Source organism: Halogeometricum borinquense DSM 11551, assembly GCF_000172995.2.
Lineage (GTDB): Archaea > Halobacteriota > Halobacteria > Halobacteriales > Haloferacaceae > Halogeometricum > Halogeometricum borinquense.
Genome location: NC_014729.1, coordinates 442,441 through 464,306, shown reverse-complemented (window position 1 = coordinate 464,306; position 21,866 = coordinate 442,441). Strand labels below are relative to the sequence as shown.

Genomic DNA, 21,866 nt, shown 5'->3' with positions numbered 1-21,866 from the left:
GGCAAACCTCGATGGACTCGCTTCGCTCGTCCATCGGTGGTCCCGTGAGCGAGTATCGCGAGCGAACGGGAAGACGCTGAACGTTACTCCCTCGGGTCGCGGTCCGGACCGTCGTAGTCGCCGCCGACGACTTCTTCGTAGAGGCTCTCGGCGTTGAACAGCGACGCGAACGCTTTGGGTTCTCTGACGCTTACCGGGAAGCGGTCGCTGAGCGTCGTCGCCGCGCGGGCAGAGGTGAGTCGCTCGTCAAACGAGAGGACGTGCATCGCATCGCCGCGGTAGGCCGACCCGAGTGCAGGGTGGTCCCCTTCAGGGTGCGTAACGAGTTCGCACCACACCTCAACGCGCGCTCGCCAGTCGGCCGCGAGTTCGGGGTCTGTGAGTTCGGCGATGACGCTCTCGGCGTCGTCCAAGAGGGCGTCGCTGGCGACGAGCGTCGTCCACGAGTGCGCCCGAAGGTGATCAAGCGCGTCGCGGGCGTCGCCGCCGACCAACAGATCCGCCGCGAGAACGTCCGCGTCAGCGACGACGCGTGCGGGGCTCGGCTCAGTCATCGTCCTCGCGGCGTGACCGAAGCGCCTCCCGAATCATCGCCTCGTCTCCCTCGTACGACCCTGCCCGGTCGAACAGCGCATCCCATGTCTCCATGAGTGAGCATAGCAGAGCGCAGAAAAGAAGTGTGACGGTCCGGGACGGACTCGGAGCGTTCGTCCCCGAGGACTTTTAGTCGGACGGGGGCAGAGGCACACTCGTGCCACTCGGCGGCTTGCTTGACGCGCTGAATATGCAGTATCTCGTCAGCATCACGCTCGTTTCGCTGTACGTGAGTACCGCCGCCGTCGTCATCAGCACCGCCCTGAGTCTTCCTATCGCCGTCACTGTCGCGTTCAGCGACTTCCGGGGCAAGTCCGTCCTGACATCGATCATCTCCACCGGCATGGGCTTTCCGAGCGTCGTCATCGGTCTCGTCGTCCTCCTCGCGCTCTCGAACTCGGGACCGCTCGGCGACTTCGAACTCCTGTTCACCCCGCAGGCCATGATTCTCGCGCAGACGATACTCGCCACACCCGTCGTCCTCAGTGTCTCGTTGTCCGCCGTCGAATCCGTCGGCGACGACTTGCGTGAGGCGGCGTACGGAGCGGGCGGGACGACCACCGACGTCGGTCTGGCCGTCCTGCGTGAAGCCCGCTACGGAATCGTCACGGCGATTCTGGCGGGATACGGCCGCGCGATCAGTGAAGTCGGGTCCGTCCTCATCGTCGGTGGGAACATCGTCTTCCCCGCAGACCAGACCTCCTACACGCGGACGCTCACGACGGCGATTACCGTCGAAGCGCGGAAGGGAAACGTCGAAACGGGGTTAGCACTGGGTGCGATACTCCTCGCTCTCGTCCTCGGCGTGAACGCTCTCGGGTCGCACCTCCGCGGGAGAACACCGGGACGGCGGACAGCGAAGTCCGGTACTGTCGGAACGTCACTGGGAGGCGGTGAGAACCGATGAGCGAGATGACTGGCGTCGTGGACGGTCGGACGAGCGAGGACGACTCGACCGGCGGACTTCGACTCGCTGCACACGGCGTCACTCACGGCTTCGACGGAGAGACGGTGTTTTCGGACGTGAGCCTCGCGGTCGAACCCGGCGAGGTGCTGGCCGTTGTCGGCCCGTCAGGCAGCGGAAAGACGACACTACTTCGCCTATTGGCCTGCCTCGAATCGCCCGCCGAGGGCGTCGTTACTGCGAACGGCCGAAACGTTGGGGAGATGTCCGAAGAGGAACGACTGCACGTCCGTCGGCGTCTCGGGATGGTACTACAACATCGATGCCTGTTCTCGGCCACCGTCGCGTCGAACGCCGCCTACGGCCTGCGTGTCCGCGCTACATGGAACGAGCGGATTCGGGCCGCTATCCGTGGATTTCTCGGAACCGCAGAGACACCACTGGCGGCCGTTGATGCGCTGGAGACTGTCGGGATGGTAGACAAGCAAGACCGACATGCGGCGTCGCTGTCCGGCGGCGAGGCCCAACGAGTTGCAATCGCACGCGCGCTCGCTCCGGAACCGGACGTGCTGCTGTTCGATGAACCAACCTCGAACCTCGATCCGCGAAATACGGCCATCGTCGAGAAGGCGATCTGTGACGCGAGAGACCGGGGGATGGGGGTTTGCCTCGCCACCCACGACATGCAACAGGCACAACGTGTCTCCGACCGGACGGCCGTCCTGCTCGGCGGCGAGATTATCGAGTGCGGTCCGACGGGGCAGGTGTTCGAGGAACCGTCGGACCGACGGACCCGAAAGTTCGTCGAGGGCGAACTCGTCTACTAACTTGCTCTCGGTGACTGGAAATTCGTCTACTCACTTTTGGTGTTCGACTGCGTGGGAGTGAGTATGGAGGATGCGTTCGACGCGCACCTCGACGCCGACGGCGTCTCCTTTGATAGGTCAGATGCGCGTCTCCTTGCCACTATCGCCGAAACGGGGTCAGTGAGCGGTGCCGCCGAATCGCTCGGCCGGTCGCGTGCCCGGTGTCTTGCCCGTCTCCGCGAACTGGAAGACGCCCTCGGCCCGCTCGTCGAACGGCGACGCGGCGGATCCGACGGCGGCGGGAGCGAACTAACCGCCGCCGCACGAGACGTTCTCGGCCGGTTCGATCGATTGCAAGCTACGCTCTCGGGGACTGCCGGCGTTCCGGAGACCGTTCTTTCGGGAATCGTAACGCACGTCGAAGGTGAACTCTGTTCGGTCGAAACCGATGCGGGAACTATTCGCGCCGTCGCCACGGAATCCGTACGGACGGTAGAAAAGGCAGTGACGGTGAGCGTCCGTGCTGACGCTGTGACGCTTCACGACCCGTCGGACACGCCCGCCGAGAGCGCCACGAGCGCTCGAAATCGACTCAGCGGGACGGTCGAAGGCGTCAAGCGCGGTGATGCAGTCGCCACCGTCTCGGTGAACGTTGGACTCTCGACGCCGCTTCGCGCGTTTGTCACTGTCGAGAGCGTCCGCCGACTGTCGCTCGAACCCGGAACGTCGGTCGTCGCGTCGTGGAAAGCGACGGCGACGAGAGCGACGTCAACGGCCGTCGAACCGCAGTAGCTTCAAAGCGAGGCGACGAGGCGTTCGAGTTCTTCTCGGGTGTCGTCTGAAACCGGTTGGTGCGGACGACGGACGTGTCCCACTGGTGCGCCACGAGCGCGCATAGCCGCTTTGAGACCGGGGATACCGTGCGTGGTAGTCACGGCGCGATTGAGTTCGACGAGTGCTTCATTACGCTCTCTTGCGGCCGTCACATCGCCCTCGCGGTGTGCATCGTAGATGGCTGTAGTCGCTTCCGGTGCGACGTTGGCAAGGGCGAGGACGCCGCCGTCCGCACCGATGTCGAGAGCGTGCGAAAGCATACTGCCGGAGCCGACAAGCAGGTCGAAGTCAGCGTCGGCTGTCAGCCTCCGTTCGCGGACGAACGTCTCGATGTCGCCGCTGGAATCTTTCATCCCCGCAATGTTCGGATGGGTAGCCAATGCTTCTACGACAGAGACGGAGAGCTTCACGTCCGTGAAGGCGGGCACGCTGTAGAGATAGATCGGTATCTCGGCCTCATCCGCCAGATCACGGTAGTAGGCTTCGAGCGCCGTATCGTCGTGCGGGTAGTAAAACGGCGTGACGACGAGAGCGGCGTCGGCCCCGGCGTCCGCGGCGGCGGCAGTCGCCTGACGCGTCTCCTCGTAGCCCGGACTCCCGGTTCCGGCGAGGACCGGGACGCTTGCCTCCGCTGCGACGACTTCGATGACTCGGGCGCGCCCTTCGGCAGTCATGAGTTCGGCTTCACTGTTCGACCCACACGGAACGAGAAAATCGACACCGCGAGATTCGACCCACGAAACGAGGTCACGAAGTGCGGTCTCATCAATCAGTCCGTCGGCAGTGAACGGCGTCACGAGTGGCGGCCCAATTCCAATCATCGAGCGTGAGTTTATCCGGCGAAAACATGTAGTTTTCCGGCGTCAGCGCCTAGTCACCCGCCTGTCTGACACGGATTTAAGTGACGCGACGAGTACCAATTCTGTGGGCGCGCTGACTGACGGCCTCAGTTCCCATCCTCCCACCCGCGCGCCCGGCACACCCACCGCCGTCTGGCACCCCGGCGGTTGGTGTCGGCGTCGTCCCCCGCGACGCCCCACCGTTTGCGCGTTCCCCTTCAGCTACGGACAGGTACAACCGACTAGTTCGGCCGGCTCTCAGTTCGACAGTTCAGTCTTCCCCGAGAAGCGTCCGCCGAACGGCATCAAGTCCATCCTTCTCCGTGAGGAGTGCCAACTGGTCGCCAGCCTCCACTTTCGTCCCCGGAAGCGGGATAGTCATCGGCTCTCGCTTCCGGCCGTGGGCGTAGATTCGACCGACGGAATCGAGGTCGATATCCGAGACTTTCTGTCCGACGACAGGCGCGTCTTCGGGAATGACAACTCTCGAAATACGGAGTCCTTCCGCCAACTCACCGATGGCGTTGAAGTTACCGCCGAGAAGGGCAGTCTTCGCACCTGCCGCACCGAGACGCTCGGGATAGATGACCTCGTCTACGTCGTCCGCGTAGCGTTCGTAAATCTCCTTCCGGTAGTCCTCGCTTACACGCATGACCGCTCGGCAACCGAACTCCTTGCCGATCATGCACGCCGCAAAGTTCACGTTGGGGTCGCCGGTCAATCCGCCGATTGCGTCGGCATCCTCGATGCCGGCCCGACGAAGCACAGTCTCGTTGCTCCCGTCGCCTTCGACCACCTCGAATCCCTCTTTTTCGATGCGCTCGACCTTCTGCTCGTCGTTGTCTACGACCGTTACTTCGTGACCCTCCTCGCGGAGGACGAGAGCCGTTCGCGCACCGACTCGACCATAACCCACGATAACAACCTTCATGCCCAACACGTGGATGGCCGACGGATTAAAACTATAGTCGCATCCGCGGTGAGAGGTGTCTTCGCGGAAGGGCTATCGACGTTCCGGGCGGGCTTCCTCTAATCGTTCGTGAAGCGTGTCCACGAGGTCGGACAGCGTCTCGGTCCCGAATAGGGCGACGATGGCCGCACCGACAGTGTCGAACATCAAGTCTACGATGGTATCGTGGAGACCGTACTGGACGAGAACCGCCTCGATACCGAAGAACTCCGCAGAGAGTCGGGCGAAAAACTCCAACACCTCCCAGAGAACGCCGAACGCTAGCGTGAACGTGAGAATATAGACGAACATGAATCGTGGCGGGAGGAACACAGAATCGCTGTACTTGTCCACAGCCCGGGCTGTCGCGTATCCAACTGCCGCGACGAGCATCGCAGAAAGCGTGTGCGTGACGTGGTCGTACCACCAGACCTCGCTGTAAGGCCCGACCATCCCCACGGCGTGGAGAAGGACGGCAGTCGTCACCCACAGCGTAAGCGACGGCGAGAGTCGAATCCCCCAGTCACGACTCAACAGCGCCGGGAGATAGGTGACGGCGAGTGCGGCAGCGGCGTTGATGGTGATACTCGCGTTCAACTTAGCGATACCGAAACCGAGGATGCCCGCAATCGCTAGCCGCATTCCGCCCGCGGCTAGCGACCCCGCATCAGGTGGGCGTCGCCACTGCATACACGGTACTCGGGGCGGACGGGCGATAAACCTCCGTACGTGTGCTAGCATAAGACGCGTAACTGTTTTTCCGTTGTTTGACATAGGACAGGGTGATGATGGCAACTACGCACGCCCTCGCAGGGGTTGTGCTCGCCGTCGTCGTCGCCGTGGTGTTCCCCGAGAGCGCCGCCGCGACGACGCCGGTACCAGTACTCGCCGCGGCCGCCCTCGGCGGGTTATTCCCCGACTTCGACCTCTACGCGGGGCACCGAAAGACGCTCCACTTCCCGGTGTACTTCAGCGGTCTCGCCGTACCCGCACTCGTTGCGGCCGCCCTCTCGCCATCGACGCTCACCCTCTCGGTGGCGCTGTTCCTCGCCGCCGCGGCGCTCCACTCCGTGATGGACGCCTTCGGCGGCGGTCTGGAGTTGAAGCCGTGGCTCGGCACGTCCGACCGCGCCGTCTACAGCCACTACCACAACCGGTGGATTCGGCCGCGCCGGTGGATTCGCTATGACGGCGCGCCCGAGGACTTGTTCGCCGCCGCGATGTTCGCCGTCCCCACGCTGTACGCCTACGACGGCACAATCCAGTTAGGTGTGTACGCCGCGCTGGGCATCTCCGCCGTCTACGTGCTGGTTCGCAAACCAATGGTCGTCGCCGCGCAAACGGTCGTGGACGCGATGCCCGAGCATCTGGTTGACCGGATTCCCGACCGGTTCGTGGAAGACTTTCGGTAGGTGTGTGGGTTTCGGCGGCGTTTAGGAATCGTGAGAGCGGTTGTTGTTCATCACTCGGCGTGACGAGACGCGCCGCTCAGATGTTAGGTTCGTCAGAAGAGCCTAGGCCGGAATTTGAATCCGGGGTCTCGTCCTTACCAAGGACGCGCTTTACCGCTAAGCTACCCAGGCACGCATACGTTTGTTGTCCTGATTCGTCTTTAGGCGTTTCGATTCACCGCCGCCGCGTCACGCCGTTCCACGACACGCGCTACCGGTCCGTCGCCGAGGACGGAACTCGGTCGTCAGTGGCGCTCGCGACCGATAGCGACGCGATGCGCTCTGTCGTTGCATCCGAGAACGCCGCCGCGGCGGGCGGGAGTGCACCGTCGGCGTCGCACTCGCGGGCGAGTTCGGCGGCGTACTCCAAGAGCGCCGGCGGGGCATCGCCACCGACGGCTGTCGTCCCGGCGACGACGGCAAGCGTGAAGATGTCTGCTTCGAGGTTTCGGTCGAGTGTCTCGGCGTCGTCCTGTTCTTGGCGGAGTGTCTGATCGCGGCCGAACGAGCGGACCACTTCGACTGCTCGCTTGGCCGCGTTGGTTCGAGCGAGGACATAGAACCCCCGCGAGACGAGTACGTCGGCAGCGAGTACGTCCATATCGCCGTCGATGTCCTCCCCGTCGGCGGTGAGCCACGGTTCCTCGTGCGTCAGCGTTCGTGTGAGTCTGAGACCCTCGTAGATGAGTTGGACGCCCGCAGCACGTTCGGCCAGTCCATCGGCGTCAGCGTCCACACCCGGTTTGAGCGCACGTGCGCTCAGGATTGTGAGTGCCCCCGGAGTCATTGAAGTTTCGTCGAGACGGTCGAACAACACCTCACGGAGGCGGTCTGGCTCGATATCGTCGAGCGCCTCACGTGCGGCATCGCGGGCCCGCACGGCGTCGTCCATTAGCCGAGAGTTACGGCGGGAAGGGCAAAGACCTTTGGAAAACACGTAGGACAGACGCGCATGATTCGAACGACGGCGGACGGACCGGTGCGCGTCGTGACTATCGACCGACCGGAGCGACGAAACGCGCTTCGGCCCACGGACCTCGATGAGCTGGCGGCCGCCGTGACCGACGCTGACTCCAACGAGACGCCTGTCATCTACCTCCGCGGGGCGGGTGGGCATTTCTGTGCGGGCGCTGACCTCGACAGCGTCTCGGAACTCGCGGATCCGGAAGCGTTCGCCCAAAAAGGACAACAAGTAGCGAACACCATCGCCGACGCATCGGCAGTTGTCGTCGCCGGAATCGACGGTGCGGCCCGCGGCGGCGGTGTCGAAATGGCGCTGGCCTGCGACGTGCGCGTGGCGACGCCCGACGCGACGTTCGCCGAACCCGGCGTCGAGTTCGGCCTGTTCGGCGCGTGGGGCGGCACCGTCCGCCTGCCGCGAATCGTTGGCGAGGGTGAAGCGATGGATATCGCGCTCTCGGGGCGCGTCGTAGACGCAGCGGAGGCCCGCCGAATCGGTCTCGTCTCTCGGGTTGTCGAGGACCCGCGGACCGTTGCCGACGAAATCGCGTCCAACCGGTCGGACGCACTCCGCGTCGTAAAGCGGCGACTCCGCGACGATGCGGACGATAAAGCGCGCGAACGGGCCGAAGCGGAGGCATTCGCCCGTCTGCACGAGCGATACGTCGGCGATATCCGACAGACTCGGGGAGAAAGAGGAGGAGACGACTCGGAGTGACTGACGGTCGTTCTCAGAACGAACCGGCGTTGTAACGCCGTCTCAGAGATCCAGCGGTTCCGGCGCGGGCGGCATCTGCCGCTTGTGTGCGCTCTGTTCGTACAGTTCGACTACCCTGTCGATCTGCTCGCCGGTGACGTCGATGTGGTCCATCGTCGCGGACTTCGAGAGGGGACCATCGACGTGGAGTGCGAGAATCGCGTCGAGGGTGTCGTAGTGCATGCCCATCTCGTCCTCGTCAGTTTGGCCGGTCCACATCCCAGCCGAGGGTGTTTTCATCACGAGGTCTTGGGGGACGCCGACGTGGGCGGCCAGTTGGCGGACCTGCTGTTTGTAGAGGTTGCCGATAGGATTGCAATCGACCGCTTGGTCACCGTACTTCGTGAAGTATCCCGTGAGGGCTTCAGACCGGTTGCCAGTTCCGAGAACGATTTTGTTCTCGTGGTTGGCGACGAAGTAGTTCAGGACGCCGCGGACGCGGACGTAGACGTTCCCGGCGGCCATCCTGTCGTTCGCGGCTTCGGGGAACGTATCGAAGAACGTCTCGGCGATGGGTTGAATCTCCACCACGTCGTACTCGATTTCTAACTCCTGTGCGACGCGTTCGGCGTCGCTCATGTTCTCGTCGGAGTTGACCACGCTCGGCATCACCAGCCCGTGGAGATTCTCCTTTCCGAGTGCTTCGGCCGCGAGGTAGGCTGTCGCCGTGCTATCGATGCCGCCCGACAGGCCGAGAACGGCACCCTCGGCACCGGCACCATCCACCACATCGCGGATGAACTGGAGGATGTGGTTGTGGGTCGCTTCGAGTTCGTCGTCCGACAAGCGAAGGTCAAGCGGGGCGGTATCGCTCAAAATCGTCGGTTCCGTGCTCATCGAACGACGGTAGCACCTCGGAGAACTAATAGACACCCGTTACCGCGTTTCTGTGGACGCGTGTCCACTTTCGCAAGGAGTTACCGACGGGTCGGTGAAACGCTACGTTCAAGTGTGGCCGGTGGAGTAGATAAAATTGCGGGAAAAACGAGCGCCGATGGTCAAGCGAGCGAAGCGAGATTGACCACAGGGCGAACGAAGTGAGCGCCGATGGTCCAATGGTAGGACATTAGCTTCCCAAGCTAATAGTCCGGGTTCGATTCCCGGTCGGCGCACTCCTTATAGTCGTTTGCCGACCGATGTTCACCTCGATTTGCTCGGTGAACCCCCGGTCAGCTCATTTCTGTCGAACGAAGTGAGACGAAATACGCAGGGAATCGAACCCTGCCAGTCGCAGCCCGCGAGTGAAGCGAGCCGGAACGTCTGGCTCCGGTTCGATTCCCGGTCGGCGCACTCCTTATAGTCGTTTGCCGACCGATGTTCACCTCGATTTGCTCGGTGAACCCCCGGTCAGCTCATTTCTGTCGATAACGTCCCGTAGTTGCCCGTCTCTCCGGCGAACCCTGCTACTCCGTCGCCGTCGGCGTCCCGCACTCGTCGGGTTGGTGCTCGACCCAGAGACCGAGCCCCGCGTCGTCGTTCACGCGCGCTTCGAGCCCGTAGCAGTCGAGGTCGCTCTCCGCCGTGCTGAACGTCTTCCAGTCGTTCTGTTCGTCGATTCGGAAGTACACCTCGTATGCCGCGGGAGTCGAAGCGTCGGCCCACGGCCCCTCGACGGTGACAGTAGGCGTGTCGTCCCCAACGGCCGGGAGGTCGTAGGACGACCAGAATACGACCTCGTCGTCGCGTTCGACCAACACGTGGGCCGTGTGTGCCGTGTCGTCCCGATTCACTACCCGGACGTAACCGAGACTGGCGGCGTCGTTCGAATCACTGTTCCGCGCGTTCGTTCCCCCACATCCCGCAAGGGCGGCTACACCGGCCGTACTCGCGGCAAGAAGACGGCGGCGAGAGAGCGTTAAAACCCCACTATCCATGCGTTCGACTACTCGGCGCGGGTGAAAAGCGTTCGTTTCCGAGATAGTCACGACTTCGGACGAGGCGTCATCCGAGATACGGATCGAACTCGCGCGATTCGATCACGCGAAGCAGTTCATCGGTCGCCTTGGCGTCAAACCGAAGGACGCGCCGCCACCACGGACCCTTCCCGGAGTCGTTCGAGAGGTCGGTAACGATGCGGTTCGCGTCCGCGCCCGCTTCGCGCGTCGAGAGCGGCACCACGCGGTCGAACAGGCGCGACCGGTCGGTTCCGGCGACGAGCACCGCCGCGTCGAACGACTCGCGCTTGACGTGCGCGTTAGTGGCGAATCGAGCGCGCTCGGGCGCCGGAAGCGACTCGTACTCCGAACCCGTGACGGCGATATCGACTTCGAAACCGCCGATGAGGTACGTCCCCCAATCCGGTGCGAGATAGTTCGTGCCGTCGTCTGCGTCGACTGTGTCCCCATTGCCGGTCGCCTCGTGCAGATCCAGCGTCGCATAGAAAAACAGCCAATCGCCAGCATCGAGATCCGAGAGCGGACCGGCCTTCACACCGTGTTCGTCGCCGTACGTGTAGCGGTCACAGAACGGATAGCCGGCGAACTCGGGGTCCAGATGGACGGGCGCGTCGCGGGCGTCAGCGGGAATCTCGACTGGTGGGTCGATGTCAGCGTACGTTGGAACCGTCGCATCCGGTCGGGTCGGTTTGCGTTCAGGAATGGGGACATAGGCGAACGTTCCATCCGGGTAGACGGGACCGCGAACACCGGGCAAATTGGTGTTGGCGGCGACGTTGATAGCGAGAGCGCGAGTCACAGTTCCGAATAGTGGCGACAGTGACTTAGCTACGACTTTTGAGTCGTTCCGAGAGACCGTCGATAACGAGCATCATCACGAAGAAGAGAGCTGTCGCCGCGAAAAGGTAACTCCAATCGACCGCGTTCTGCAAGTAGTCGTACGCGAAGAAAACAACGAACACGACGAGTGTCTGCATCACGCGCTCTCTGATCGAGCGTCCGGCGAGTTCCATGGATGAGAACAACAATACACTGTCAAAAAATCTGCTGATAGAGCAGGATACCCAACGGAAAAACGGCACCGGCAGCTATGAGGACGCAACGTCCGGCCGGTGTGACGGGTTACACGAGTCGATTCGCGCAGTTCCAACACCGGTCGAACGTATGGTCCGGTTCGTTCTCCGAGCCGCAATGCGGACAGTATCGTCCGGTCGATTGGTCGTCCCGCTCGTTGGCAGGAGCGTTCGGTGACGCGACGAGACGCGGTGATCGTCCGATGCTACCGCGTTCGCCTCCGTGTGCGACTGGCCCGTCAGGGCGGTCGTCCGAGTCCCCGACGACCCCGTCGTACCCGACCTCTCCGCCGTTGTTCAGGAGGTACCGATACACCAGTAACTGGAGTATCGTGAGCCCGATTGCGTAGACGACGATCCAACCCCACGCCTCCATACTATGCTATAGGTTACCAAGACACTTTACGGTTCGGGGGCCGGAGAGAAACGACGAACAGCGACGACAGCGACAAACAGTGACAGAATCAGCGTTAGTCGTGTGATTCGGGATTCGGGGCGTCGGGTGTATCCGGTGGCGTGAGTGCGCGTCCGAACTCGTCGAACGTATCGAGACCGTCCGGGAGGTCGTACGTAATCTCGCGTTCGTCCTGCCGATTGACGAGGCGGTCTTCGACGGGGGCGGCCACGGACTCCCACCCGGGTTTGACGCGGATGCTTTTCGCCGGTGTTCCGACGACGATATGATGATCGGGGACGTCTCCCTGTACGACTGACCGCGCACCGACGACGCTGTTAGCGCCGATTCGGATACCGGCACGAACCATCGCGTCGTAGGTGATACGAGCGTTGTCTTCGACGATAGTGTGGTAGTTCCGGACGTCGGTTTGGTCTACGATATCGTGGTCGTGACTGTAGAGGTGAACGCCGTCGGAGAGAGAGACGCGGTCCCCGATAGTGAGTTTCCCTCGGTCGTCAAGGTGAACGCCGTCGTGGACGACAGTGTTGTCCCCGATAGAGATGTTGTGACCGTAGGTGAACGTGATCCCCTTGAAAAACCGGCAGTTGTCTCCACACTCCTCGAACAGGTGGTCTGCGAGCATCTGCCGGAATCGAAGCGCGAAGTGGATGTTGTCTGCCATCGGCGTCGCGTCGAACTGCCGCCAGAGCCACTGGAGATTTTTCGAGCGCGTGAACTTCGATTCGTCTTTCTCGGCGTAGTACTCCGACTCCAGCGTCGCGTTGCACGGGTTGTACCCCTGTAGACGGACACGTTCGGCCGGCGAGAGATCCGCGCCCGCCTGCCATCGTTCGTACGCCTCCCGGTCGCCGTGAAGGTCAACGAGCGTTTCCGTGACGACCTCGCACGTGTCTTCTTCGGAGGAGAGTCGTTCGTCCACCTCATCGATGAACGCCTGTACGTTCCGTTCCGCCTCCGAAGGGAGAGAGACGTGGACTTTCGTCATTAACGACGGATTTGTTCCCAGCGAACTAATCCGTTCGGTTGTGTGCAGCGACCGGTGGACCGTCTGGATAGCGAGGGCAGAACGTCCAACTGACGACGACCGGGAAACCTGCTTTCACACCGGAACAGGACGTTCGTCGGATACTCTGGAAGATGACGAAGAACAAGACGAGAAGATAGCTGACGCCTTGGTAGTTGAAATTTCGACTACTGAACCGTTCGGGCTAAGTGACCCGACTCCTAATCCCGGGACATGAACTATCGGACGCTGGGTAACTCTGACGTCGAAGTCAGCGAAGTCGGGTTCGGCGCGTGGGTTGTCGGCACCGACTGGTGGGGAGACCGCACGAAGGACGACTCCATCGAGATGATCCATCACGCTATCGAGGAGGGAATCACCTACTTCGACACCGGCGACGTGTACGGCCACGGCGAAAGCGAGAAAGTGATCGGTGAGGCTATCGCAGACTACCGCGACGAAGTCACTCTCGCCACGAAAGTCGGCTACGACTTCTACAACAACCCGCAGGCGGGCCACGGCGAACTACCGAAAGAGATGACGGGCGAGTGGGTTCGCTCCGCGACGGAGAAGAGTCTCGAACGCCTCGGCGTAGACCACGTCGAAGTACTCCAACTCCACAACGCGAACGTTGACGAGGTTGACGAGGACGTTCTCGAAGCACTCGACGAACTCCGTGAGGAAGGCCTCGTAGACGCAATCGGTTGGGCACTCGGTCCCTCCATCGGTTGGTTGGCCGAGGGCGACATGGCCATCGAAGAGGAGTTCGACTCGCTGCAACTCGTCTGGAACATGTTCGAGCAGGAAGTCGGCAACCACTTCCTCGACACCGTCGAGCGCACGGGGTCGCCGACGAGTCTCATCCCGCGCGTGCCGCACTCTTCGGGCCTCCTGAACGAACAGGTGACGCCCGAGACGGGCCACGACCTTGACGACCACCGCGGATTCCGCCCCGACGCGTGGTACGAGACGGGCTGGGAGAAACTAGAGACGCTTCGGTTCTTGGAGCGAGACGGCGAACGTACGATGGGACAAGCCGCCATCGCCTACCTTCTGAGCCACGACGCCGTCGCGTCGGTGACGCCGACGTTCCACACGAAAGAAGACATCACCGAGTGGGCCGCCGCCAGCGACGTCCCGAAACTCTCCGAGGAGGAAATGACGCGCGTGAGCGACCTCTACGAGGACAACTTCGGAATCGACTGCGACGACGGGATGGACGAACTTCGCTCGTCAGTCGGCGGCGACGACATCGACGCCGCAGGCATCGACAAAAAGGCCTCGGCCGGCCCGCGCAACTCCGCAGACTAACGCCGTGAAGCGCACGACGTTCGTCGGCCTGACTGCCGTTGCCCACCTCACACTCGCCGCGTGGATCCGCCGCGACGCCAAGAAGCGCGACATCGACGCGTCTCCGTGGGACCTCCTGACGCTCTTGACTGGCGTGTTCGGTCTTCTCGGTTACCGTCGGTCACGAGACGCGTAGACGCCGTACCCCGCGTTATCGAACTTTTTTACAGTACTTGATAACTATCTAATATGTCTTCGCCCTCCACCGACGGGTTCGACTTCGACGAGTTCATCCGCACGCGGCCGTGGACGTTCTCCGCCGTCGTCGCCGGCGTTGTTTCTCTCATTGCACTCATCAACGGTGAGCATCCCGTCGCAGGTTTCGTCGGGACCTTCATCATCACTGCATTGCTCACGCTCCCGTACGTCCGTCTGACCGACTTCACGAGAGCTATGACCGAAGCGAATCAACTCGACTCGCCACGCCGAGCAAATGCAGACCAGCATGACGATGCTCTCGGTCGTCTCCGCGAACGCTATGCCGAGGGAAAAATAGACGAGGCAGAGTTCGAACGCCGAGTCGAGCAACTGCTCCGAACCCAAGACGATGACACCGCAGAAGCGGAGTTCGTCCGGGAAAAGTCGTCCTGAGACGGCGTCGCCGACAATCGAAATCCGTACGAAAATCCGTTCTCTGTCTCGACAATCCTTAGAGGCGTGGCCACCGATGACAACAGTATGACGACTGCGTACGCACCCGGGAGCGTCACCACTGTCTTCGTGCCGCAATCGGATCCCGAAGAGGGTTCGTTGGGCGTCAGTTTCGCCGTCGAAGACGGCGTTCACGCCACCGTCAAACCGACCGACGAGACAGTTATCCGACTCGACGGTACCGTCACCAGCTTCGAACCGGTCGCGGGCGTCCTCGACTCAATCGGCGTCACCGCCGACGTCTCACTGGAGGCCGACATCCCGGTCGGATGCGGATTCGGTGCGAGTGGCGCGGCCACCCTCGCAACTGCGCTCGCCGCCGCCGACGTTTTCGATCTCGAACTTTCCCGCGAAGACGTTCTGACTGCGGCACATCGCGCCGAAGTCGCCGCCGGTACCGGACTCGGGGACGTGTTCGTACAGGAGCAAGGCGGACTCGTCTGGAACACCGGCGACGGCCGAGACCGAACGGAAAGAGATGACCGCATCGAATACACTTCGACGGGCGGAATCGCGACACAGGACGTTCTCAGAGACGAGGGAGCGATAACGAAAGTGGCCGACGCCGGTACTGAGGCGCTTTCGACGTTCCACCCCGGTGACTCGTTGCAAGCGTGGTTCAACGCGTCGTGGGCGTTCGCGAAACGGACAGAGCTCCCGACGCAGTCCGTCGAACAGACCGTCGAGCGCGTGCTCGATAACGATGGAGCGGCAACGATGGCGATGGTCGGTGAAACGGTGCTGGCGACTGGCGTCGAGGGTGTCCTCGACGAATCGACGCGCATCACGAACGACGGCGCTCACGTACGCTGACAACCGAAAATAACTTTCATTTCGCTGTCGGATATCTGCGTATGACCACTCTTCTCGAACGCATCGGGAGATGGCTTTCCGTCAACGCCCGCGCCGTCTGGAACAGTCCACCGCTGACCGGCCTCGTCGTCGGACTCTGGATGGTCCTGCTCAGTTTCAACAGCGCTAGTGATCCCGTATCGACGTTTCTCACCGTCACTCCAACGGTGATGTTGCTGTCGTACGCCGTTCACAGGCTCACCGGTCCTTCCGGGGACGAAGAGAGCAAGACGACAGACAGCCACCGTGCGGCGCATCGTGAGACGTCGCGGCGTCGCACGGCGACGCAGGGGCAGGAGTCTGCGTCGTACGAACCGACAGAGGATGAAACTGCCATCGCGCGCCTGCGTGAACGCTATGCCGCCGGAGAAATCGGCGACGAAGAGTTCGAACGCAGGTTGGACGCTCTCTTGCAAACAGAGGATCTCACCGGGGACAAAAGTGACCGAGCGCGGACCCGAGTACTTGATCACAACGAGGCGGGCCAGTAACGTACTCTTATATCCGTTCGAGGAGCTCTCAGGTTCCGTCCGAGGTGCCGCAATCCGGCGGTGGCAGAAAGCCGAAGTCGAGACTAGTAGAATCAACGACCGGCCGGGCGAAAAAACGTCAGCAAGGTCGTGCGGGGACTACGCGAGGAAGACGTGGCGTGGTCGGTCCGCGAGGATGTCGCGGCCCCACTGGACGGTGTCGCGGAAGGCGTCCGAGCGGAAGAACTCCATCGCGTCCTCCTGTGCGTTCCACTGACTGGCGATGAACATGTCGTCTTCGTCTTCGATGTTGACCATCAGGTCGGTCTCCTGGTGGCCGTCGGTATCGGCGAGTACGTCACCGACGGTGTCGAACTTCTCGACGAAATCCTCGCGGTGCTCGGATTTGACCGTGTAGAACATTCCCATCGTCCCGAATCCAGACTCCTCACCGGCGCGTGAGACGATACCCGGAAGTTCCGAGAGGAACCCGGCGGCCGTCTCCGCCGCCGACTGCGTGTCCCAGATAGAGACGACGGCCGACCGTCCGCGTTCTTTGGCCTCGTAGACAGCCGTCTTGACGTGCGTGCCGTAGTGGTCGAAGTTGCCGCGCAGACCCTCGACTTCCTCGAACAACTCGTCGGAGTCGGCCTCTGAGTAGAGAACCGTCGCGTACACGTCCTCGCCGTGGGGCTGACCTGCGTAGATGTTCAGATCTTCGAGTTCGCCGCGGATGTCGCCGGAGGCGTCGTCCTCGTCGGATTCGCCGTGCGGAGAGTCGCCGTGTGCGTGACCGCCACCGCCGCCGTGTGCCCCGCCGTGGTCGCTGCCGCCGTGCGGAGAGTCACCGTGCGCGTGGCCGTGAGCCTCGCCGTGGGCGCCGTGTTCGTGCGCCGTCTCGTGTTCGCTCGTCGGAACCGACTCGCCGTCGAGGTACGCACCCAAGTCCGCAGGTGGGAACCGACGTCCGATGTAGAACTGGCCGAACTCGCCGTACTTCGAGGAGACATCGTCGAACCGCATGTCGTAGACGATGTTCTTGATCTCCGTGGGGTCCTCGGAGAACAGCGTCACGCCCCACTCGAAGTCGTCGAATCCGACGGACGAGGCGATGACCTGCTTTATCTTCCCGGCGTACTCGCGGCCGGTATCGCCGTGGACAGACATCATCTCGGCGCGTTCCTCGAACGAGAGGTCGTACCAGTTGTACTTCTCGCCGCGGCGTTTCGACATGGGGTAGAATGCGACGTACTGGTCGTCCGGCACGTCGGGTTCGAGTTTTCCTTCGATGTAGCGGCGAAGCCCCTCGTCTACGTCGGCGTCCTCGCCCTCCTCGAAGTAATCCTGAGAAACGTATCCGGACACCTCGGTAACCGAAACGTACGAGGTTGCCTGTTCGGTGTACGCAGCGAGCGCAGTTCGCTCGAACTGCCGTTCCGCACGCGAGAGCGCGTCTAGCGTCGGGCGGAAGTGGATGACGAGCAAGTCCGCCTTGTGCCCGAGGATAGAGAAGACGGCAGACGTTCCGTCTTCTGCATCCTCGACGGCCTCGTGGGTGCGGAGATACTCGACACCCTCGCCGACGGCGCGGTTCCGTTCGTGTTCGGGCGCGTCGCGCCACGCGTCCCAGTCCACAGTGCGGAAGTCGTGTAGGGCGAACCAGCCCTCGTCGGTCGGTGGGGCATCTGTCATGTCCTCCGATTAGGGTTTCTCCCGTATGGGAGTTGCGAGTCGGCACCGTGGATACGACGCGCGTACCTCCCGAACCGGGACGGGAATGTGGTTGACGCACAGAATGTGGTCGATTCACAGGTCGATTTGTGAAATCGGAAGCGACGACGTTCAGATACCACGATAGCGAGACCGGAAATTCCCGCGACGACCGAAACCCTTTCACAGAGAGCGTCGGAACTTCCGCCCGATGCGGAAGAGTGGCCCCCCAAAGGGACTCATCTCGTACCTCGTGCTCGAACTCCTCGACGAGAAACCTCGATACGGATACGAGATACTAAAGGAGATAAACGACATCAGTGGCGGCCACTGGGAACCCTCGTACGGATCTGTCTATCCGATCCTCTACAAGTTCGAGGACAAAGGTTGGGCCACCCGAATCGAACGCGAGACAGAATCCGACCGCAAGTACTTCGAACTCACCGACTCCGGTCGAGAGGAACTCGCGGAGAAGCGCCGGGAGTCCGGCGGTAAGGCGGCCGATTTCGCGGACATCATTCTCGGTTTCTACCACGTCTACGTCGCGTTCGCTACCGACGACCGGTTCGAGGTGGAGACGCCAGACGACGTGTGGCGCTTCGATGAAACGTTCAGTTCGTGGATCATCGAGCAACTCATTCGTCATCACGAACGCGACTTCGGAACGTTCGAGCGTATCGACGAGACGCCAGCAGAGTTCTACGAGCGCGAAGGCGTCGAGTTCGACGATTCCTGATTAGTTGAGAACCGTCGGCCCGAACACCAAGAGGAGCAGCGACAGTAACATCGTCACCCCGATACCCGTCGTGATGGTTCGGACGACAGTGTACGGTTCCGAAACGGGGAGCCGAGAGACGACTGCCTCCACGCTCGTCCGCAGGATGCGGCCGCCGTCAAGCGGATAGCCGGGGATACAGTTGAACAGCCCGAGTTGGAGGTTTATCCACGCCATCCAGAAGCAGACGTTGGCGAGGAGGAACACTCCCGATCCGAGGAATCCGAACGGTCCGGATACTGCATAGAAGTTAGCGACGCTGTCCGTAAAGCCCGGGAAGTTCGGAATCCCGAGGACGAGCGACGCGAGGGGGAGAATGAGCGCGACGTAGACCGCGCTGAGCGGCGAGTCGGCGACGGCACCCGAGAGTCCGAGCGCGTCGGGACCGCCGTCACCCCCGAGAAGAGAGACGTACGTCCCTGCGGGGTACGACTGCACACCGAAGTCCGTAAGCAGCAGTCCGCTCGTTCCGGGGAACAGGTTGACTCCGAGGAAGCCACCGTTATCACGGGGGTTCTCTCCGAGAGTCACATCGTACGTCTTGAACGCTCCGTCGTGATAGAGTTCGACAGGGACCGTCTCGCCGGGTTGCGTGTCACCCATAACCCGACTGAGACTGGCCGACGAAGTGACGCGTTCGTCACCGATGGCGGTGACAATTGCGCCCCCGTCGGTCGGCGCACCGGTGCTTCCCAGCGGACCGTCGGCGGAGACGCGCGTGAGATACGCGCCGACGGGGATCGTTACCGTTCCGCGCGAAGTAGTGATGGTGGCAAACCGGCCGTCACCGACAGCCTCCGAGAAGCCGCGTTGCGTGTGGACGGCGGTGCCGTTCACCTGTGTGACGCGTATGGGGTCGTCGTTCTGTGATGCTGCTGAATCGTCATCGCCCACGGAGAGACCTGCTGGGTTACCGGCGACGGTGCCGGCAACGATGAGCGACCGTTCGACCGAGACAGTCCGTTTCTCCCGGTCGGCAGCGCTCTCACCGCCGTTGAGTTCGACTTCAACGCGCTGATCACTCGTCGAATAGAGCGCCGCATCGAGCGTCGTCTCGTTGTTCACGGGCATCCCGGCGACTGCAGTGATTCTGTCGCCTTGGCTGATATCGGCCGTGGCGGCGGGCGACCCGTCGTATGCTCCGGAAATAGCCATCCCGGGCGCGACAGAAATCGAAGCGATAACGGGACCGAACAGGAGGGCGAACGCGACGATAGTGACCGCGAAGTTGTTCGTGACGCCCGCGGCGAACATCCGCGATTTGCCCCCTCGGTCGGCGTTCCGTTGGCTCTCCTCGTCCGGTTCGACGAACGCGCCGAGTGGGAGGAGCGTGAACAGGACGAGCCCCATCGACTCGATTTCGATGTCTTCAACGCGGCAGAGGATGCCGTGACCGCCCTCGTGGACGACGAGGCCGACGAGGAGGCCGAAGACGATTTCGGGAGCGACAGACAGCGGGAGGAAATCGTTGACCCCCGGAATGACGAGGAAGTTCTGCGGTTGGTTAGCCACAGAGGGTGCAGGCGGGTTCAGGAGGATGAAGATGCCCTGCACAAAGAGGAACAGGAACATCCCCACCATGATGACGAGGGTGATTCCGAGGCCGAAATTGGTCCACGCTCTCCAGAAGCGCTTCGGTGTGGCAACCCAATCGATGAAGTCGCGCCCCCGCTTGGTATGAATGGTCGCAAGCGGTCCTTGGAGTCGGACCGACGAAGGAAGCAGACCGTACTGCCGCAAGAGGAGGGCGACGAGAGAGTACGCCAGCAAACCGACGAGAACCCATATGAGGGTATTCATCGTCGGAAGAAAGGGGGCAGCGCTGAAAGACGTTCGGGTTATCGACGTGGGCAGTGTTCAGAGTGGTGGTAGAATGAGGCAGATGTCAGCTTAGTGGGTGAACGAGGAGTTGGACCCATCGACTCCGTGTTGGTCTCGCTGATTGGTCCCGCCACGACAGAATCGCAATCGCATATCAAAATACACTCCACAATATTTGATTCAGCTATCGATTCTTTCTAATCTTTCTTCTAACTTCTTGATAGTCTGGGTTGCTGCCTCCAGCAGTTCCTGCTCACCAATGCTCCCTCTCACATCTTCTCGTATCTCCGGTTCACAATATGCATCAGATTTTCTAAACATATTCTGCAATATTTGGTATGTTTCTTCAGAAAATCCCTGAGATTCATTTTTGAACTCTTCTAAGTATCCCGTGGAGAGTTCTGAAGCGGACATCTCTCCCTCAGTGTATCTTTGAAGGGGATTGATATATTTTTTAATTATTGTTTTTTCAGCCATGTTGTTCTCAGAGATCTCCTGTGGTAAGCAGGTGCTTTTCTTGCTCCCCGCTGAGTTTCCATGCCGACCAGAATTCTCCATCAGGATATATCATAACGTTGTTTTTTGTTTGCGGATTATAGTAATGAACTGCTGGCTGCTTACGACAGAATCGCAATCGCATTCAAAATACACTCCACAATATTTGATTCAGCTATCGATTCTGTCCAATCTCTCTTCTAACTTCTCGGGACGTCTTCTAGAGCAGGAGGATGTCAGTCCGTGAATATCTCAATGAGAGTTTCTTCCTCTCGGCGACGAGCGACATCTAGGGGAGACTTGCCAGCTTCGTTCTGATTGACTGGATCTGCGCCGTGTTGGACGAGTAGTCGAATTACGTTGTCGTCAACTTCCTCGTTCATCACGGCACTCCACAGCGGTTGATTTCCATAATCATCGGTAACCGTGACATCTGCTCCCGCTGAAATCAGGAGCGTTGCCATCTCATTGTCGCCCATCTCCAACGCGTAATGGAGCGGCGTTTTCCCCTCCTTCCCTTGCCTATTTAGGAAAATACCTCTTTCTATCAGATCAGATCCAATGTCTATCTTTCCACGTGATGCAGCAACGTGGAGCATGTTATTTCCGCTCTCATCTACCGCTCCAAGTGTGACACTTTCGATCGTTTTTCGATACGAATCATAGTTTTCCCATCTGATTATGTGGAATATATCATTGCTCGACATCTGCATCACTCGCTGTATTCTCGGCCCCGCGTTCGTGCTTGCCACTACGGTTTTCAGGCAGTTTCCCGGGCGATAATCGTCTGAGTTCCTGTATTCTCTGGGGAATTGTTTCTTCGGTATCCGATCATTTCGAAGCTTCTCAGCAGGCACCGCCGAAACATAGCACCAAGCGTTTGCGTTTTGCTTGAATCAGGTACTGAACGATGCGATCGCCGCGGAGTACGTGCGTGCCGTCGCTCACTCGTCGGTCGATTCGGTTCCCGCCTCCGCCGTCTCGTCTTCGAACACTATTTCCGCGAACTCCGAGTCGTCGGCCGCTGTCGCGCGGCGATAGAGGAGATAGCCAGCGGCGGCGACAAGTGCCAGAAGGACCGTCGTACGGAGCAGTTTGCGTCCGGTCGAAGACGACTTGGACGACGACTCGTCATCGATGGGTATCTCGACTTGCTCTTTGCCGGTGTCAGCGGTATCGTCGGTGCGTTCGCGTCCGAAGTTGAATTCGATGAGTGGCATTGTAACCTCCGCGTCGGCGTGCAGACCCAAGCGACGGTT

27 protein-coding genes and 2 tRNA genes are annotated in these 21,866 nt (G+C 61.2%); 12 read left to right on the top strand and 17 right to left on the bottom strand.

Annotated features, from left to right (window positions below; translation table 11 throughout):
* Positions 1-83 precede the first annotated feature (83 nt).
* Entirely contained in the window at positions 84-554 is a 471-nt protein-coding gene (locus tag HBOR_RS02395; protein ID WP_006055335.1) for a PIN domain-containing protein, read from the bottom strand.
* Between the two features lie 230 nt (positions 555-784).
* Between HBOR_RS02395 and HBOR_RS02390 the strand changes: the two genes are divergently transcribed.
* From HBOR_RS02390 to HBOR_RS02380, 3 genes are all read left to right on the top strand, one after another.
* On the top strand, positions 785-1,501 hold the full coding sequence (locus tag HBOR_RS02390) for an ABC transporter permease (protein ID WP_049890543.1): 717 nt from the start codon (positions 785-787) through the stop codon (positions 1,499-1,501).
* Positions 1,502-1,506: 5 nt separating this feature from the next.
* Positions 1,507-2,325, top strand: a complete 819-nt coding sequence (locus HBOR_RS02385; protein ID WP_241432362.1) for an amino acid ABC transporter ATP-binding protein — start codon at positions 1,507-1,509, stop codon at positions 2,323-2,325.
* Positions 2,326-2,388: 63 nt separating this feature from the next.
* On the top strand, positions 2,389-3,096 hold the full coding sequence (locus tag HBOR_RS02380; RefSeq protein ID WP_006055338.1) for a molybdenum-dependent transcriptional regulator: 708 nt from the start codon (positions 2,389-2,391) through the stop codon (positions 3,094-3,096).
* A 2-nt stretch (positions 3,097-3,098) separates the two neighbouring features.
* Here the strand turns inward: HBOR_RS02380 and HBOR_RS02375 are convergent, their stop codons facing one another.
* The 3 genes from HBOR_RS02375 to HBOR_RS02365 form a co-directional block, all read right to left on the bottom strand.
* Entirely contained in the window at positions 3,099-3,959 is an 861-nt protein-coding gene (locus tag HBOR_RS02375; protein WP_006055339.1) for a dihydrodipicolinate synthase family protein, read from the bottom strand.
* 289 nt (positions 3,960-4,248) lie between these two features.
* Positions 4,249-4,914 carry a potassium channel family protein gene (locus HBOR_RS02370; RefSeq protein ID WP_275039856.1) on the bottom strand — a complete coding sequence of 222 codons (666 nt, stop codon included), beginning with the start codon at positions 4,912-4,914 and terminating at the stop codon, positions 4,249-4,251.
* Positions 4,915-4,980: 66 nt separating this feature from the next.
* Complete coding sequence (locus HBOR_RS02365; RefSeq protein WP_049890432.1) at positions 4,981-5,616, bottom strand: hypothetical protein; 636 nt, start codon at positions 5,614-5,616, stop codon at positions 4,981-4,983.
* A gap of 95 nt (positions 5,617-5,711) precedes the next feature.
* Here HBOR_RS02365 and HBOR_RS02360 point away from each other — a divergent pair, with 95 nt between their 5' ends.
* Positions 5,712-6,338 (top strand): hypothetical protein, encoded by a 627-nt coding sequence (locus HBOR_RS02360; protein ID WP_006055342.1) that lies wholly within the window; start codon positions 5,712-5,714, stop codon positions 6,336-6,338.
* 99 nt (positions 6,339-6,437) lie between these two features.
* Here HBOR_RS02360 and HBOR_RS02355 read toward each other — a convergent pair.
* Both HBOR_RS02355 and HBOR_RS02350 read right to left on the bottom strand, forming a co-directional pair.
* Positions 6,438-6,509, bottom strand: a tRNA-Thr gene (locus HBOR_RS02355).
* Between the two features lie 79 nt (positions 6,510-6,588).
* On the bottom strand, positions 6,589-7,269 hold the full coding sequence (locus HBOR_RS02350) for a DUF7114 family protein (protein WP_006055343.1): 681 nt from the start codon (positions 7,267-7,269) through the stop codon (positions 6,589-6,591).
* Positions 7,270-7,329: 60 nt separating this feature from the next.
* On the opposite strand from HBOR_RS02350, the gene HBOR_RS02345 reads away from it, so the two are divergent.
* Positions 7,330-8,055, top strand: coding sequence for an enoyl-CoA hydratase/isomerase family protein (locus tag HBOR_RS02345; protein WP_006055344.1), 726 nt, complete (start codon positions 7,330-7,332; stop codon positions 8,053-8,055).
* Between the two features lie 42 nt (positions 8,056-8,097).
* On the opposite strand, the gene HBOR_RS02340 is transcribed toward HBOR_RS02345, so the two are convergent.
* The gene (locus HBOR_RS02340; RefSeq protein WP_006055345.1) at positions 8,098-8,931 is read right to left on the bottom strand and encodes an NAD+ synthase; all 834 of its coding nucleotides are present in this window, start codon (positions 8,929-8,931) and stop codon (positions 8,098-8,100) included.
* 204 nt (positions 8,932-9,135) lie between these two features.
* On the opposite strand from HBOR_RS02340, the gene HBOR_RS02335 reads away from it, so the two are divergent.
* Positions 9,136-9,206, top strand: a tRNA-Gly gene (locus tag HBOR_RS02335).
* A gap of 291 nt (positions 9,207-9,497) precedes the next feature.
* Here HBOR_RS02335 and HBOR_RS02330 read toward each other — a convergent pair.
* The 5 genes from HBOR_RS02330 to HBOR_RS02310 form a co-directional block, all read right to left on the bottom strand.
* A complete protein-coding gene (locus HBOR_RS02330) occupies positions 9,498-9,968 on the bottom strand; it encodes a hypothetical protein (protein WP_006055346.1) in 471 nt (156 codons plus the stop codon).
* Between the two features lie 67 nt (positions 9,969-10,035).
* The gene (locus tag HBOR_RS02325) at positions 10,036-10,788 is read right to left on the bottom strand and encodes an Nmad3 family putative nucleotide modification protein (protein ID WP_006055347.1); all 753 of its coding nucleotides are present in this window, start codon (positions 10,786-10,788) and stop codon (positions 10,036-10,038) included.
* Between the two features lie 25 nt (positions 10,789-10,813).
* Positions 10,814-11,002, bottom strand: coding sequence for a hypothetical protein (locus tag HBOR_RS02320; protein WP_006055348.1), 189 nt, complete (start codon positions 11,000-11,002; stop codon positions 10,814-10,816).
* 109 nt (positions 11,003-11,111) lie between these two features.
* Entirely contained in the window at positions 11,112-11,438 is a 327-nt protein-coding gene (locus tag HBOR_RS02315) for a DUF7577 domain-containing protein (protein ID WP_006055349.1), read from the bottom strand.
* Between the two features lie 94 nt (positions 11,439-11,532).
* Complete coding sequence (locus HBOR_RS02310) at positions 11,533-12,465, bottom strand: acyltransferase (protein ID WP_006055350.1); 933 nt, start codon at positions 12,463-12,465, stop codon at positions 11,533-11,535.
* A gap of 252 nt (positions 12,466-12,717) precedes the next feature.
* Here HBOR_RS02310 and HBOR_RS02305 point away from each other — a divergent pair, with 252 nt between their 5' ends.
* From HBOR_RS02305 to HBOR_RS02290, 5 genes are all read left to right on the top strand, one after another.
* Complete coding sequence (locus tag HBOR_RS02305; RefSeq protein WP_006055351.1) at positions 12,718-13,794, top strand: aldo/keto reductase; 1,077 nt, start codon at positions 12,718-12,720, stop codon at positions 13,792-13,794.
* Positions 13,795-13,798: 4 nt separating this feature from the next.
* Entirely contained in the window at positions 13,799-13,969 is a 171-nt protein-coding gene (locus tag HBOR_RS19850; RefSeq protein ID WP_006055352.1) for a hypothetical protein, read from the top strand.
* Between the two features lie 53 nt (positions 13,970-14,022).
* Positions 14,023-14,424, top strand: a complete 402-nt coding sequence (locus HBOR_RS02300; protein WP_006055353.1) for an SHOCT domain-containing protein — start codon at positions 14,023-14,025, stop codon at positions 14,422-14,424.
* An 87-nt stretch (positions 14,425-14,511) separates the two neighbouring features.
* Positions 14,512-15,297, top strand: coding sequence for a GHMP family kinase ATP-binding protein (locus HBOR_RS02295; protein ID WP_013440451.1), 786 nt, complete (start codon positions 14,512-14,514; stop codon positions 15,295-15,297).
* 41 nt (positions 15,298-15,338) lie between these two features.
* Complete coding sequence (locus tag HBOR_RS02290; RefSeq protein ID WP_006055355.1) at positions 15,339-15,827, top strand: SHOCT domain-containing protein; 489 nt, start codon at positions 15,339-15,341, stop codon at positions 15,825-15,827.
* A 138-nt stretch (positions 15,828-15,965) separates the two neighbouring features.
* Here the strand turns inward: HBOR_RS02290 and HBOR_RS02285 are convergent, their stop codons facing one another.
* Positions 15,966-17,498, bottom strand: coding sequence for a heme-binding protein (locus HBOR_RS02285; protein ID WP_006055356.1), 1,533 nt, complete (start codon positions 17,496-17,498; stop codon positions 15,966-15,968).
* Between the two features lie 229 nt (positions 17,499-17,727).
* On the opposite strand from HBOR_RS02285, the gene HBOR_RS02280 reads away from it, so the two are divergent.
* Positions 17,728-18,252, top strand: coding sequence for a PadR family transcriptional regulator (locus HBOR_RS02280; protein ID WP_006055357.1), 525 nt, complete (start codon positions 17,728-17,730; stop codon positions 18,250-18,252).
* Here the strand turns inward: HBOR_RS02280 and HBOR_RS02275 are convergent, their stop codons facing one another.
* The 4 genes from HBOR_RS02275 to HBOR_RS02260 form a co-directional block, all read right to left on the bottom strand.
* Positions 18,253-20,091 carry a site-2 protease family protein gene (locus tag HBOR_RS02275; RefSeq protein ID WP_006055358.1) on the bottom strand — a complete coding sequence of 613 codons (1,839 nt, stop codon included), beginning with the start codon at positions 20,089-20,091 and terminating at the stop codon, positions 18,253-18,255.
* A 201-nt stretch (positions 20,092-20,292) separates the two neighbouring features.
* Positions 20,293-20,589: a colicin immunity domain-containing protein gene (locus HBOR_RS02270; protein ID WP_241432359.1), complete on the bottom strand. Its 297-nt coding sequence runs from the start codon at positions 20,587-20,589 to the stop codon at positions 20,293-20,295.
* Between the two features lie 254 nt (positions 20,590-20,843).
* The gene (locus tag HBOR_RS02265) at positions 20,844-21,464 is read right to left on the bottom strand and encodes an ankyrin repeat domain-containing protein (RefSeq protein WP_241432360.1); all 621 of its coding nucleotides are present in this window, start codon (positions 21,462-21,464) and stop codon (positions 20,844-20,846) included.
* A gap of 87 nt (positions 21,465-21,551) precedes the next feature.
* The gene (locus tag HBOR_RS02260; RefSeq protein ID WP_006055361.1) at positions 21,552-21,827 is read right to left on the bottom strand and encodes a hypothetical protein; all 276 of its coding nucleotides are present in this window, start codon (positions 21,825-21,827) and stop codon (positions 21,552-21,554) included.
* Positions 21,828-21,866 lie beyond the last annotated feature (39 nt).